At 66.8% G+C, this 13968-nt stretch carries 10 protein-coding genes; 8 read left to right on the plus strand and 2 right to left on the minus strand.

The genetic code is table 11. The features are described 5' to 3' along the window. Positions 1–7 precede the first annotated feature (7 nt). Together ACN8HC_RS10710 and ACN8HC_RS10715 are read right to left on the minus strand one after the other, a co-directional pair. A complete protein-coding gene (locus ACN8HC_RS10710) occupies positions 8–625 on the minus strand; it encodes an acetate uptake transporter (protein ID WP_490074821.1) in 618 nt (205 codons plus the stop codon). Positions 626–851: 226 nt separating this feature from the next. Then, positions 852–1856: a LacI family DNA-binding transcriptional regulator gene (locus ACN8HC_RS10715; protein WP_490074822.1), complete on the minus strand. Its 1005-nt coding sequence runs from the start codon at positions 1854–1856 to the stop codon at positions 852–854. A 107-nt stretch (positions 1857–1963) separates the two neighbouring features. Here ACN8HC_RS10715 and ACN8HC_RS10720 point away from each other — a divergent pair, with 107 nt between their 5' ends. From ACN8HC_RS10720 to ACN8HC_RS10755, 8 genes are all read left to right on the plus strand, one after another. Beyond that, on the plus strand, positions 1964–2803 hold the full coding sequence (locus ACN8HC_RS10720; protein ID WP_490074823.1) for a phytanoyl-CoA dioxygenase family protein: 840 nt from the start codon (positions 1964–1966) through the stop codon (positions 2801–2803). Between the two features lie 134 nt (positions 2804–2937). Further along, entirely contained in the window at positions 2938–3801 is an 864-nt protein-coding gene (locus ACN8HC_RS10725; protein ID WP_490074824.1) for a DeoR/GlpR family DNA-binding transcription regulator, read from the plus strand. A gap of 89 nt (positions 3802–3890) precedes the next feature. Beyond that, complete coding sequence (locus ACN8HC_RS10730; protein ID WP_490074825.1) at positions 3891–6038, plus strand: glutaminase family protein; 2148 nt, start codon at positions 3891–3893, stop codon at positions 6036–6038. 137 nt (positions 6039–6175) lie between these two features. Then, positions 6176–7303: an ABC transporter substrate-binding protein gene (locus ACN8HC_RS10735; RefSeq protein WP_490074826.1), complete on the plus strand. Its 1128-nt coding sequence runs from the start codon at positions 6176–6178 to the stop codon at positions 7301–7303. 203 nt (positions 7304–7506) lie between these two features. After that, entirely contained in the window at positions 7507–9117 is a 1611-nt protein-coding gene (locus ACN8HC_RS10740; RefSeq protein WP_490074827.1) for a sugar ABC transporter ATP-binding protein, read from the plus strand. After that, positions 9110–10075: an ABC transporter permease gene (locus ACN8HC_RS10745; protein WP_490074828.1), complete on the plus strand. Its 966-nt coding sequence runs from the start codon at positions 9110–9112 to the stop codon at positions 10073–10075. The genes ACN8HC_RS10740 and ACN8HC_RS10745 overlap by 8 nt, the downstream gene beginning before the upstream one ends. Further along, positions 10072–11073 carry an ABC transporter permease gene (locus ACN8HC_RS10750; RefSeq protein WP_490074829.1) on the plus strand — a complete coding sequence of 334 codons (1002 nt, stop codon included), beginning with the start codon at positions 10072–10074 and terminating at the stop codon, positions 11071–11073. The genes ACN8HC_RS10745 and ACN8HC_RS10750 overlap by 4 nt, the downstream gene beginning before the upstream one ends. 109 nt (positions 11074–11182) lie before the next feature. Further along, a complete protein-coding gene (locus tag ACN8HC_RS10755; protein ID WP_490074830.1) occupies positions 11183–13879 on the plus strand; it encodes a PA14 domain-containing protein in 2697 nt (898 codons plus the stop codon). The last annotated feature ends 89 nt before the right edge of the window (positions 13880–13968 follow it).

The following is a 13968-nucleotide window of genomic DNA, read 5'->3' on the forward strand; positions in this document are numbered from 1 at the left end:
GCGCGGCTCAGGCCAGTGGTCGCAGGGGCAGCACGACGCGCCCGAACTGGTGGTTGATGACTTCGGCCGCCGCGATGTACCAGACGACCAGTGCCAGGGCGATCCCCGCCCACCCGCCGAGGTGAACGGCGGTTTCGTTGCCGGTGGCGTCGCCGATGATCGCCGGCAGCAGCGTGCACTCGACCAGCACGAAGGCGATGAAGATCGCGACGTTCGTCCTCAGTGAGCCGATCAGCATGTACAGCGTGAAGATCGCCCAGGGCGTCAGGAAGAGTGCGGTCGCATGCCCGCGCTCGGCCGCCGGAATGTTGCCGGCATAGATCGTGGCGAAGAGCGCGAACGACACCCAGAACGCGCCGAACGCTCCGAAGGTCACTGCCGGGAAGAGGTGGTTGTCGCGCAGCAGCCAGAACGCGACGAGGATCTGGATGACGCCGCCGAAAATCCAGCCCGTCGCCGCCGCCGTGCCGAGGAGGCTCTCGTGTGCGAAGCCGGCGTTGACCCAGCTGAGGAGGAACGTCGTGCCGGCGAACGCGCTGAACGCCAGCGCCGACGGGTTGACCGGCAAGTGAGCGGGTGCCGTGTTGTTGACCGGCGAATGAGTGTGGGCGCTGTCGATGGCCATGGGGATTCCTTCCAGGTCTGTGCGCGGGTAGGCCGCGTGCGAGGCACCTCTGGCGGTCCGAGAAGCGGTGTCCCTTGAGCCAGCACCGCCTGTGGTGTGCGTCACTGCTGAAGTGATGACTTCATGGTGAGGCCGGATCTACCATGCTGTCGAATGCCTGTTTTGCACCGACTCGATGCCTATAGGGCATGTTGGAAGGTGGTCCGCGCGGCGGTGGGACACCCGCTCACGTCGTGCCGCGGGTGACCAGCCGGTGGCGCACGATCAGTTCCTGTGGCGGAACGGCGTTCGTGGGGCTGTAGATCCGGTCGGCGAGGCACTGGAGCGACTGCTCGCTGATCTGTCTCTTGTCCGGCGCGATGGTGGTCAGGGGCGGATGGCTGTAGCGACCGTCCTCGATGTCGTCGAACCCGACGATCGCAATGTCCTGCGGCACCCGCAGCCCGCGTTCGTGGGCGACGTGGAGCGCACCCAGGGCGAGTTCGTCGCTGAAGGCGAACACCGCGTCCGGGTCGGCGGAGCCGTCGAGCAGTTCCGCCATCGCGCGGGCACCGTCCTGGCGGTGCAGCGCCGCCACGGAGCGTTGAGCCTCTGGTGGGTGGGGGAGTGCGGCGCGATCCAGGGCACGTGCGTAGCCCTCGGCGCGGAACGCGGCGGTGCCGTTGTTCAGGTGCGGCTGAAGTCCGATGGCGGCGATGCGGCGTCTGCCCCGGTCGACCAGATGGCTGGTGGCGTCGTCGGCGGCCGAGACGTTGTCGACAGCCACGTGGTCGGTCGCTCCGTGGGTGCCGCGTTCGCCGAGTATGACCACCGGGACGGTGGGGGCCGTCGCGGTCAACTCGAGCGGGTCCAATGCCCAGGGGCTGATGATGAGGCCGTCGACGACGCGGCCGCCCGCCCGCGTGAGCAGGCGGTGTTCGGCGTCGGCGTCGCCGCCGGTCTGGTCGATGACGACGGTCCACGAACGACGTTGCGCGTCATTCACCAGGAGACCCGCGAGTTCGCTGAAGTAGGGCGAATGCAGCTCCGGAATCGCCAATCCGATGATGCCGGTGCGCCCGGCCCGCAGGCTGCGCGCGGCGAGGTTGGGCCGGTAGCCGAGTTCATCGATCGCTGCCTGCACTCGTTGGCGCGTCTCCGGCGCGACAGCACCGGACCCGCTGACGACGTTGGACACCGTGCGGGCGGACACGCCCGCGCGTGCGGCGACGTCCTTGAGGCGACTGGTCACCGACGCATCCTTTCGTGAACCCGCGGAACAGGTTGATCGATTTCGACGGTTGCAACGTTGAATGCATCGATGCAACCATGTCCACGGTTCCAATTCAAGGAGGAGACATGACTACATCGGAGACCCGTGGCGATCAGGGCGTCGACGTCACAGAGGAGGTGGCGCACCTGCAGGTCGACGGCATCACGGCCCGTAGGGGCGCCTTCACCACCGAGTGGGTCGACCAGCTGCGCGAGGACATCGAAGCCGCCTTCGACGAGGCGCGCTCGCGGCCGGGCGGTGCCGTGGGGCGGGGCCCGCACCGCTATTACGTGGAGATCCACCCCGAGCAACTGCGCGGGTTCGTCGATCTCGTCGACCATCCTTGGGTCCGGTCGGTGGCCACGGCCGTTCTCGGCCCGGATTACCGCATCGTCGAAGTCGGCTTCGACGTGCCGCTCGAGGGTGCCGTGAACCAGCCGTGGCACCGCGACTTCCCGATGCCCGACGAAACACGGACCGAGCGACGGCTGACCTCACTGGCCTTCAACGTCACCGCGGTCGACACCGCGGAAGACATGGGTCCGTTCGAGATAGCACCCGGCACCCAGTGGGACGACGGACGCGACTTCGAGCACGGAATGTTCCCGCCCCGGGAGTGCTACTCGCGCTACGAGCAGCTCGCGGTGCGCAAGTATCCGCAGCGCGGCGACATCTCGGCCCGCAGCGCGCTGACCATTCACCGTGGCACCAAGAACGAGTCGACGAAGGCGCGGCCGGTTCTCGTGCTCGGCGTCGACGGGCCCGATGCGAACAACGGCGAGCGCCATGACCTGGCCGTCACCCGGAAGTTCTGGGAGTCGCTCTCGCATCGGATGCGTCACCACCTCGACTGTCCGGTCGTCGACGAGCTGACGCCGATCACCCAGAAGCACACCATCGAAGGTCTCGTCATGGGCGATGCCTGAGCCCGGTCGCGTCGATCCCACCTCGGTCGTGTCGTCGGCGAACTCGTCGATCGCGGAAGGCGATGGCTCCGAGCTGTTGAAACTCTGCGCCATCCAGTGCACTCTGGGGACACCGTGCTCGAAGATGCATGGTTATGCACGATTTCGGTCGTGTTCTCGCCATCACTGAATCGGAAGGGCGGACGCCCGTGATCCCTGCGGAACGACAAGCAGCAATCCTCGAGCTGGTGCGCACTCGGGGTGTGGTGTCCTTGCGCGAACTCGTCGAGACGACGGGATCGTCGGAGGTGACGATCCGGCGTGACCTCGGGGCGCTCGAGAAGCAGAACCTGGTCGACCGACGGCATGGCGGTGCGGTCCTTCCCGGTGGTCTGTCCCACGAGCTGACCTACGTCCAGAAGGCGCGCGTGGCCGCGGAGGAGAAGTCCGCGATCGCCTCGGTGGCCGTCGGACTGGTCGACGAGGGTGACGCGATCCTGCTCGGCGCGGGAAGTACGACGCAGGCGATGGCGCAACGTTTGTCGACCTTCCGCGACCTGACCGTTGTGACGAATTCCCTTCTTGTTGCTCAAGAATTGGCGGAGAGCACGGTTGAGGTGGTGCTGACCGGCGGCACGCTGCGTGGCTCGACCTTCGCCCTCGTCGGCGCCGCGACCGAGCGGAGCCTGGCCGACCTGCGGCTGCACCGCGCCTTCATCTCGGGCAACGGGCTGAGCGTCGAACACGGGTTGTCGACGCCCAACATGCAGGTCGCCAGCTCCGACACAGCCATCGTCCGAGCCGCCTCCGAAACGGTCGTGCTCGCCGACCACACCAAGCTCGGCGTCGACACGATGTGCCGCACGGTTCCGACGGACCAGATCGACCACCTGGTGACCGATTGGAACGCCGACCAGCAGATGGTCAAGGCGTTCCGGGAGCGCGGTGTAGTGGTGCACGTTGCCGAGCAGGGAGCCAGCCACGGCTGTCCGAATGAGTCAGTATTTGATCGGAAATGATCGAAACTATTGACAGTGGTGTGGATCACTAGTTGACTTCCTGCGATGACCGACCCGCCGGGCCGGCACGCATCTGACGGAGGGTCCACATGGCCGCAGCACCGCTCACCAACTCCTCCGGGTCCGCGGGTGCCACCCGACGTGCCTTCCTGCAGCTGACGGCGGTCGCCGGCGTCGGCGCGTTCGGTGTGCTGGGAGCGCCGGGCCGCGCGGTGGCCGCGACGTCGTCGAAGACGCCGACCTTCACGCCCGTCCGGCCGCCCGCGATCCCGTTGGCGGTGCGCTCGCCATACCTCAGCACCTGGCTGCGTGCCGACAACCCGTCGGGCACCTGGCCGACGTTCTGGACGGGGCACATCACCGCCTTCACCGCCATCGCGCGGGTCGACGGGTCGTCATACGTGCTGATGGGGAGCCCGGCGCTGCCGAACACCACCTTTCCCGCGTTCCGGGAGATCGGCTTCGAGCTGACACCGACGCATTCGAACTTCACCCTTCAGCAGGCGGGCGTCCAGATCGTCCTGTCGTTCTTCTCCCCGGTCGAGCCCGGTGACCTCCGGCGGCAGTCGATGCCCCTGAGCTACCTGAGCGCAACCGCGAGCAGCACCGACGGTAAGGCCCACTCGGTGCAGCTGTACTTCGACATCTCCGGGGAGTGGGCGCACGGGGACACCGGCACTGCCATCACGTGGGATGAGGAGACGTACTCCGCGTCGGGCGCAGCGGTGAACACGCTCACGTGTCAACCGGCTTCACCGCAGGTGCTCAGCGAGTTCGGCGACATGGCGTCGTGGGGATCAGTCGTGTGGACGGCTCCCGACATCCCCGCGGCCAGCTGGCAGACCGGTCAGGACAGCACTGTCCGGCAGCAGTTCGTGTCCCACGGCTCGCTCACCGGTGTCAACGACACCGACCAGCCGCGAGCGATCAGTGATCGCTGGCCCGTCTTCGCGCACGCCGTCGACCTCGGCTCCGTCCGGGCCGCGACCGCGCCGTTCGTGCTGAGCATCGGCCACGTCCGCACACCCGCCGTGAGCTACCTCGGCCAGCCGCTGCCGCCGTTGTGGGAGACCTACTATGCCTCGACCCATGAGCTGATCGGAGCCTTCCACGCCGATGCCGCGGCAGCGGAGGCGCGGGCCAAGCAGCTGGACAACCGGATCACGGCTGCGGCCACGAAGGCCGGCGGCGCGCACTACGCGGCGCTCTGCGCACTCGCCCTGCGGCAGGCGTACGGCGGCACGGAACTCGTCAGCAACAACGGCAAGCCCTGGGCGTTCTGCAAGGAGATCTCCAGCGACGGCAACATGTCGACCGTCGACATCCTCTACCCGGCGTTCCCGGTCTTCTCCTACCTCGACCCGGCATTCCTGGCCCTTCTGCTGGAGCCGGTCCTCGACTACGCGGAAACCGGTGGCTGGCCAAAGGAGTTCGCACCCCACGACCTCGGCAGCAGCTATCCGAACGCCACCGGGCACAACGACGGGAACGAAGAGGACATGCCGGTCGAGGAATCGGCCAACATGCTGCTGATGGTCGCGGCGGCCCTGCAGGGCGACGGCGTCGCCGACAAGCAGGCATACGCCGGCAGCCACTACCGGATCCTGCGCCAGTGGGCGGAGTACCTCGTCCAGAACGCGCTGGACCCCGGCTTCCAGAACCAGACCGACGACTTCACCGGCTTCATCGCGCACAGCGTGAACCTTGCGCTCAAGGGCATCCTCGCCATCGGTGCCATGTCCCAGATCGCGACGGTCGCCGGCAACACCGCCGACGCCGCTCGCTACACCCAGATCTCGAAGGACTACATCGGGCAGTGGGTCACCAAGAGCATGGACAGCTCGGGCAAGCACCTGAAACTCGCCTACGACCAGGACGGTACGTGGAGCCTGAAGTACAACGGCTTCCCGGATCAGCTGCTCGGCCTGGGCCTGATCCCGGCGTCGGTCCAGAAGCTGGAGGCCGCGTGGTACATCTCGCACGCGAACACGTATGGCGTGCCGCTCGATCCGCGGCACACCTACACCAAGGCCGACTGGGAGATGTGGACCGCCGGGTGGCTGGCATCCGACAAGACGGTGCGCGGCAACCTCGTCGAGAGCCTCTACCAGTTCGCGAACACCACGGGCAGCCGAGTGCCGATGACGGACTGGTACGACACGTTGAGTGATTCCGCGGTGGGGTTCCAGGCGCGGCCGGTGGTCGGCGGGTTCTTCGCGCTGCTCGCACTCGGCTGACGGATGTCACCGGCGGCTCCCGGCCCGGGTTGGCCCGTCGTGGCTCGAGGAGGTCCGACGAATGAGTACGTCGAGATCCGTTCAAGGATCTCGCCCAAGCGAATGATCCGGCACAGCACAGAGAAAGAAGGTTCACCATGAATAGCCGAGCAAGTTCGAGGACGGTGAAGGCGCTCAGCGTTGGAGTGATCGCGATGTTCGCGGTTGCGGGCTGTGCCAACAGCGGTGGCGGCACCAAGTCGTCGAGCAATGCGGGCGGTGGCGGAGGCGGCGCCTCGACCAGCGTGTCCGGCGGCAGCGGCGGTGGCGGCACCCAGCAGGCGACCGTCGCGGCGGGCACCTGCACGTACAAGAGGTATGACGGTGGTGTTCCCAAGCTCGACCTGAAGTCCGCCACGGTCGGCTTCTCGCAGTCGGAGTCGACCAGCAACCCGTTCCGCGAGACGGAGACCAAGTCGATCACCAGCGAGGCGAAGAAGCTGGGCATCAAGCTGATCCAGACCAACGCCGGCGGCGACGTCTCCAAGCAGAACAACGACATCGAGTCGCTCATCGCGCAGGGTGCCAAGGTGCTGATCGTCGCGCCGGAGAACAACACCGGCGTCGCCTCGGCCCTCGCACACGCCAAGGCCAAGAAGATCCCGGTCCTGACGATCGACCGCACCGCGGGCACCGCCGCGTGCAAGGACTTCATCTCCTTCATCGGCTCGGACTTCACCGGCCAGGCGAAGATCGCCGCGGACGACCTCGGCGCGGCGCTCGGCGGCAAGGGCAACATCGCCGTGCTCCAGGGAACGCCGGGCAACAACGTCGCGCAGGAACGCACCAGCGGGTTCACCGACGAGTTGAAGGCGAAGTACCCGGGCATCAAGATCGTCGCGATGCAGACGGCGAACTTCGACCAGCCGACCGGCCAGAAAGTCATGGCGCAGATGCTGCAGGCGCACCCGAACATCAGCGGGCTGTACGCCGAGAACGACGGCATGGCACTCGGTGCGTTGCAGTCGATCCGGCAGGCCGGAAAGGTGCCCGGAAAAGACATCAAGGTGGTCAGCATCGACGGCACCAGCGACATCGTGAAGTTGGTCGCCAGCGGTCAGGTCGTCTCCGACATCGAGACCAATCCGCGGTTCGGTCCGCTTGCCTTCGAGGTGCTCACCAAGCTGTATGACGGCACCGGCGTGCCGGACACGGTGATCATCAAGGACCACCACTTCACCAAGGCCAACGCGCAGCAGGCGTTGTCCAGCGGAGACGTCTACTGAGCCCCGGTTGATGCGTTCCGAAGGTCGTCCGACGCACTCCGCGACCCGCCCGCATGTGTGGCCGGACGGGTCGCGGGGTCGTCGGCGTTCTGGCCGCGTGGACCTGATTGGTGGTCAACTGCCCGCCATACCAACGGCGTTCGGTTGTCCGGAAGATACTTCACGGCTGCGGAGCACCGCAGCATGAACGAAAGGGGAGTTGCGTGACCGACGACGCGGTCGCAACGGAACCCGTACTTCAGGGTCGTGGCCTCAGCAAGTCCTGGCCCGGGGTCAAGGCGCTCAAGAGTGTCGATTTCACTCTCTTTCCCGGTGAGGTCAACGCGCTGATCGGTGAGAACGGTGCCGGCAAGTCGACACTGATCAAGACGATGACGGGGGTCTACGCCCCGGACGCGGGCGAGGTCGTGCTCGAGCGGTCGACGGTCGACTTCCACTCGCCGCTGGAGGCGCAGCACGCCGGTATCTCGACCATCTACCAAGAGGTCAACCTGGTGCCGCTGATGAGCGTGGCGCGCAACCTCTTCCTCGGGCGGGAGCCCAAGCGGTTCGGGCTGATCGACAACCGCACCATGAACAAACAGGCGCGGGAGATCCTGCGCGAGTACGGCGTCGACGTGAACCCCGCACAGCCGCTGAACACCCTCGGACTGGGCGCCCAGCAGATGGTCGCGATCGCGCGTGCCGTCCAGGTGCGAGCTCGTGTGGTGATCATGGACGAGCCGACCTCATCGCTCGAACAGCGGGAAGTACAAACGCTTTTCGAGGTGATCGCGCGCTTGAAGGCGCAGGGGATCGGGATCGTCTACGTCAGCCACCGATTGGAGGAGCTGTATGCCGTCTGCGATCGGGTCACCATCATGCGGGACGGTGCCGTGGTCCATGTCGGGCCGCTGGCCGAGTTGTCCCGGCTGGAGCTGGTCTCGCACATGATCGGCCGGGACGCCAAGGACCTGAAGCTCTCGGCGATCTCGGAGACGGCCACCAGCCATGACGGTCCGCCGGTCCTGTCCGCGCAGGGACTCACCGCCCGGCACCGCATCGACGAGGTCTCGGTCGATGTCTGGCCCGGCGAGATCGTCGGCCTCGGCGGCCTGCTCGGCGCCGGTCGTAGCGAGACCGCGAAGGCGATCGTCGGGGCATTACACACCGAGCGGGGCGGCATCAAGGTGAAGGACAAACCGGTGCGCCGCAACTCGATCGCGGCGTCGATCAAGGCCGGCGTGGTGATGCTGCCCGAGGACCGCAAGGCCGAGGGCATCATCCCCAATTTGTCGGTGCGCGAGAACATCGTGCTCGCCGCACTGCCCCGGATCTCCCGGTTCGGGCTGATCAACACGGCCAAGCAGGACGAGGTCGTCCGCGAGTACATGGACCGGTTGAAGATCAAGGCGTCGAGTCCTGATCAGAAGGTCAGCGAGCTGTCCGGTGGCAACCAGCAGAAGGTGCTGTTGGCGCGGTGGCTGTGCCTGCATCCGGAGGTGCTGCTGCTGGACGAACCGACCCGGGGCATCGACGTCGGGGCGCGCGCCGAGGTGACTGGTGTCATCGAAGAACTCGCGCACGACGGATTGGGCGTGGTGATGATCTCCTCGGACATCGACGAACTCGTCGGTGGTGTCGAACGCCTCGTCGTGCTCAAGGACGGCAAGGTGATCGACGAGCTGCGCGGTGCGCAGATCAGCGCCGACGCGCTGATGAACTCCCTTGCCAAGGCGCCCACCACCGAGGGTCTGGTCGGTGCCGGCGAGGAGATCCCGCTCGACACACCGAGCGGTGAGCAGGGCGACACGGTGGGTGCCGACCATGACTGAGCTGACGATGCGCGACCGACGGGTCGACACCGGGGCGGTGCTCGAGTGGGCGCGGCGGTACGGCGTCTACGCGGCCACCGTGCTGTTGTTCGTCTTCAACGTCTTCTACACCCAGAATTTCCTGAACACCGCCAACCTGCGCGTGCAGCTGCTGCAGGTGACGCCGATCATCATCGTGGCCCTCGGTATGGCGCTGGTGATCGGCACCGAGGGCGTCGACCTGTCCGTCGGTGCCATCATTGCGCTGGCCGGGGCGCTCGTCCCGCTCTACATCGGCTACGGCCCGCTCATCGCGATCCTGGTGTGCGTCATCGCGGGCGCGGTCTGCGGTGTCATCTCCGGAGGTCTGGTGGCGTTCCTGCGGATTCAGCCGATCGTCGCCACGCTCGCCCTGATGATCGGCATCCGCGGGCTGGCGGTGATGATCAACGGCTCGGGGCCGAAGCAGATCACCGACGCGATGCTGCTCGACCTGGGCAGCGCCGACTGGGCCGGCATACCGGAGATGACCTGGGTCGCGGTGGTGATCGTCGGGATCGTCGGGTTCCTGATGTCGCGGACGACCTTCGGGCGACAGCTGATGTCCATCGGTGACAGCCGGGTCGCGAGTGCGCTGTCCGGACTGCCGGTGAACCGGGTCCTCATCTCGGTCTACGTGATCTCGGGAGTGCTCTCGGCGGTCGCGGGCGTGATCATGGCGGGCAACGCGGCATACCCCGACCCGTCCCAGCTCGGCCTGCAGTTCGAGCTCTTCGCGATCACGGCGGTCGTCGTCGGCGGCACGCCGCTCTCGGGCGGTCGCGTCGCGGTGCTGGGCACCGTCGTCGGCGCGATCTTCATGCAGCTGGTGCTCGCCACGTTGAAATTGAACGGCGTCCAGGACTCCTGGCAGTACCTCGTCCAGGCGGTGATCATCGTCGCCGCGATCTTCATCACTCGTGCAAGGAGCGGCCGATGACCCTGAAGCCGACGACCGCCGGCCCGGTGGAGTCCGACGACGTCGTGGTCGCGGGCCTCAACCGGGACCAGTTCATCCTGCTCGTCCAGCGGCAGGGCGCGTTGGTGGTGCTGGTGCTGGTGTCACTCGTGGCGTCGTTCACGGTGAGCGGCTTCGCTGACACCGGCAATCTCAACCAGATGCTGGTCGCCGCCTCGCTGCAGAGCCTGATGGCACTCGGTATGACGTTCGTGATCATCGCCGGCGGCATCGACCTGTCGGTCGGATCCGTCTTCGCGCTCGGTGCCGTGCTCGCCGCGTGGGGCGCCCAGGAGGGCGGTGTGCTGCTCGGCGTCCTGGTGCCGCTGGTCGTGTGCGGGGCCTTCGGAGCCGTGCAGGGAGTGCTCATCGCGCGCGGCCGGCTCGCACCGTTCATCGTGACGCTGGCCGGCATGCTGGGCGCCCGCGGCCTGCAGCAGTTGTTCTCCAGCAACGGAAACGCGGCGTACCGGGTCAATTCCGGGTTCAGCTCGCTCATCGACGGCAGCCTGAAACCGCTGCTGGTGGTGGCGGTGATCTTCGTGCTCGGGGGCGTGCTGCTGGCGCGGACCGGGTTCGGCCAGTCGATCTTCGCCGTCGGTGGCAGCGAACAGGCCGCGTCGTTGATGGGCCTGCCCGTCATACGGGTGAAGGTGCTGGTGTACGTCCTGTCGGCGATGCTCGCCGGGGCATCCGGGATGCTCACCACAGCGCGCTCCTTCCCGGGCGCGGCGGCGTCGACAGGGGTCGGTTACGAGCTCGTCGCCATCGCGACCGTCGTCATCGGCGGCACCCTGCTCACCGGCGGCGCCGGGTCGGTGTTCGGCACAGCGGTGGGCGTGTTGTTGCTGGCCGTCATACAGAACCTGATCCAGTTGCTGAATCTCTCCCAGAGCAGTTCGCTCTCCGACGTCGTCAACGGGGCGTTCCTGCTCGTGGTCGTCGTCATCCAAGCGGTCCTGACCCGCCGTCGTCAGTAGCTACTGGGAACCGGTGGCCCCGCCACCGCCCCCTTCTCGAGGCATCGCCCGCGCCCGGTGTCTTCCTTCACCGACCCCGCAAAGCCCATCCAAAGATCGAAGGAGTGTCATGTCAGTCTCCTCAACGAGAAAACGCAGAACGCGTTGGGCGGTGCCCGGCGTCATGGCGGTGGTCGTCGCCGTCGTGTCGATGCTGTGCGTACAGCTCGCCCCGACGGCGAGGGCCGACGCATCATCACCACGTCCCGGCCTGCGCGCGGACTACTACCGCGTGCCGGACACGAACAACACGGACAACACGCCCGGGCCGACCTTCCCGCCGTCGGGTGCGCCCAGCGCGACGATCGTGGACCCGAACATCGACTCCAGCGACCTGACCGGATCGCTCGCCCAGGTGACCGGATCCTCCGACGACGCCGGCATCCAATGGACGGGAAACATCACCGTGCCGACGACCGGGTCGTACACCTTCAACTACTACGGCGACAACGGTTTCCGGATGTGGATCGACGGCACGAGCGTCATCGACAACTGGGTCAACAACTGGAACGTCAACGTGCCCGGACAGGTGACCCTGACGGCGGGCACGCACACGTTCAAGGCCGACTATTACAACGCGGTCGGCGGTGCCTTCGCCCAGTTGTCGTGGCAGCCGCCGGGCACCTCCGGTCTGGTGACCGTCCCGCCGTCGGCATTCACGCTGCCGGACGGGTTCACCCCGACCGTGCAGAGCGGAACGCTCTCGAGCGACGGCACCACGATCCGACTGAGCTTCGGAAAGGCGCTCGGCGGCTGGGACTCGAGCGCCACCAGCCACCTCACCGTCGCCGGCCACCCGATCACCTCCGCCAGTATCGATCCGAGCGACTCCACGGTGCTGGTCGTGAAGCTGGCGAACCCGGTCTTCGAGAGCTGGGGAAACGTTGCCGTCCGGTATGACGGCAACGGTGGTGCGACATATGCGGACAACAGTGCGGTGCCGGCCTTCTACACCAACGTCGCGGACACCTCGACCGCCGCGATGACGACACCGTGGACGTCCAAGGTGGATCCCAACAACCCGTTGCCGGAGTATCCCCGGCCGCAACTGACCCGCACCAAGTGGCAGTCGCTCAACGGCAAGTGGGCGTTCAAGGGGCTGGGCTCCGACGGCGCCGACCAGATCACGACACCCCCGGCGGCGGACGCGAAGCTGGGTAGCTCGGTCGTCGTGCCCTACCCGATGGAGTCGACCCTGTCGGGAGTGCACAAGCACTACGACTACTCGTTCTACCGGCGTTCGTTCACCGTGCCGACCGACTGGCGCCAGTCCGACCGTCGGGTGATCCTCCACTTCGGCGCGGTCAACTATCACGCCACCGTGTGGGTCAACGGCAAGGTGGTTGCCACGCACACCGGGGGCTACCTGCCGTTCAGCGCGGACATCACCGATGCATTGTCGGCGACGGGCGCCCAGCAGGTGACCGTCGGTGTCACCAATACCGGTGCACCGAGCCAGCCCCAAGGCAAGCAGGTGCTGAACCCGAGCGGCATCTTCTACACCTCCAGCAGCGGCATCTGGCAGAGCGTGTGGATGGAGCCGACCCCGGCACAGAGGGTCGATCAGGTCGTCTTCACCCCGAAGCTGCCCAACGCGCCCAGCACCAAGGGTGCGTCCGTGACGGTGCAGGTGAACAGCAGCACGTCGGCGTCGGGCCGGGTCAACGTCCGCTTGTATGACGGCGACCAGCAGGTCGCGCAGGGGAGCGGGACCGCGAACTCGCCGTTCTCGATCGCCCTGCCGAACGCGCACCTGTGGTCACCCGACGATCCCTTCCTCTACCGGGCGAAGGTGACGTTGCAGGGCACGACCGGTACCGACCAGGTCGGGTCCTACTTCGGTGAGCGGACGGTCAGCACCGGCAAGGTCAACGGGGTGCCGAAGATCTTGCTGAACGGCAAGCCGACGTTCGTGAACGCGACGCTGGACCAGGGCTTCTGGCCGGACGGCGAGTACACCGCGCCGACCGACGCCGCGTTGAAGTGGGACATCACCGCCACCAAGGACCTCGGCTTCAACGCCATACGCAAGCACATCAAGGTGGAGCCGGCGCGGTGGTACTACGCGGCCGACACCACCGGGATGCTGGTGTTGCAGGACATGCCCTCGATGGAGTCCGGCCATACGGCGACACCGGCAGAGGACACGGAGTTCCGGTCCCAGCTGCACCAGATGGTGGAGGATCTCAAGGGCGAGACCTCGATCATCTCGTGGGAGCCCTACAACGAGGGCTGGGGCATGGACCGCAACGACGTCAGCAATGCCGTCAGTGAGGTGAAGTTGGCGGCGGCGCAGGTGGGCAAGGACGACCCGAGCCGACTCGTCGACGCCGAGTCCGGCTTCAACTGCTGCGGCTCCGTCAAGACCGACACCGGTGCCGGAGACATCATCGACTGGCACACCTACACCGGCCCCGCGCGGCCGCAGCCCGATGTGGCCGCAGGCCGTCCGGCGATCGACGGTGAACACGGTGGTTGGGGTCTGTCGATCCCGGCCCACGACTGGAACCCCGGCTTCATCAACTACGCCGGTGCGGCCGACTCGGAGCAGCTGACGCAGAAGTTCGAGACCACCCAGGCCGCCCTGGCCAAGGAGGCCTCGTGTCAGCTGTCCGGTGGTGTCTACACCCAGATCACCGATGTCGAGGGTGAGATCAACGGGTTGTACACCTACGACAGGAGGGTGCCCAAACTCGACGTGGCCCGAGCTCGCGCCGCGAACGAGAAGGTGATCGCCGCAGGTTCCACCGCCGGCAACTGCGGGTAAGTCTGCAGGCGAAGGTTCGACCGTTCTGGGCCGTCGGAGTGTTCCGGCGGCCCAGAACGCTGTCGGGTGCAATGCCGAGCAGGCTCTCG

The sequence above is a fragment of the Flexivirga sp. YIM B11880 genome (genome assembly GCF_058148645.1).

Bases quoted from the DNA above. Each gene is read 5' to 3' on its own strand.
- ACN8HC_RS10710 (WP_490074821.1), bottom strand. From the start codon at position 625: ATGGCCATCGACAGCGCCCACACTCATTCGCCGGTCAACAACACGGCA.
- ACN8HC_RS10720 (WP_490074823.1), top strand. From the start codon at position 1,964: ATGACTACATCGGAGACCCGTGGCGATCAGGGCGTCGACGTCACAGAG.
- ACN8HC_RS10725 (WP_490074824.1), top strand. From the start codon at position 2,938: ATGCACGATTTCGGTCGTGTTCTCGCCATCACTGAATCGGAAGGGCGG.
- ACN8HC_RS10730 (WP_490074825.1), top strand. From the start codon at position 3,891: ATGGCCGCAGCACCGCTCACCAACTCCTCCGGGTCCGCGGGTGCCACC.
- ACN8HC_RS10735 (WP_490074826.1), top strand. From the start codon at position 6,176: ATGAATAGCCGAGCAAGTTCGAGGACGGTGAAGGCGCTCAGCGTTGGA.
- ACN8HC_RS10745 (WP_490074828.1), top strand. From the start codon at position 9,110: ATGACTGAGCTGACGATGCGCGACCGACGGGTCGACACCGGGGCGGTG.
- ACN8HC_RS10750 (WP_490074829.1), top strand. From the start codon at position 10,072: ATGACCCTGAAGCCGACGACCGCCGGCCCGGTGGAGTCCGACGACGTC.
- ACN8HC_RS10755 (WP_490074830.1), top strand. From the start codon at position 11,183: ATGTCAGTCTCCTCAACGAGAAAACGCAGAACGCGTTGGGCGGTGCCC.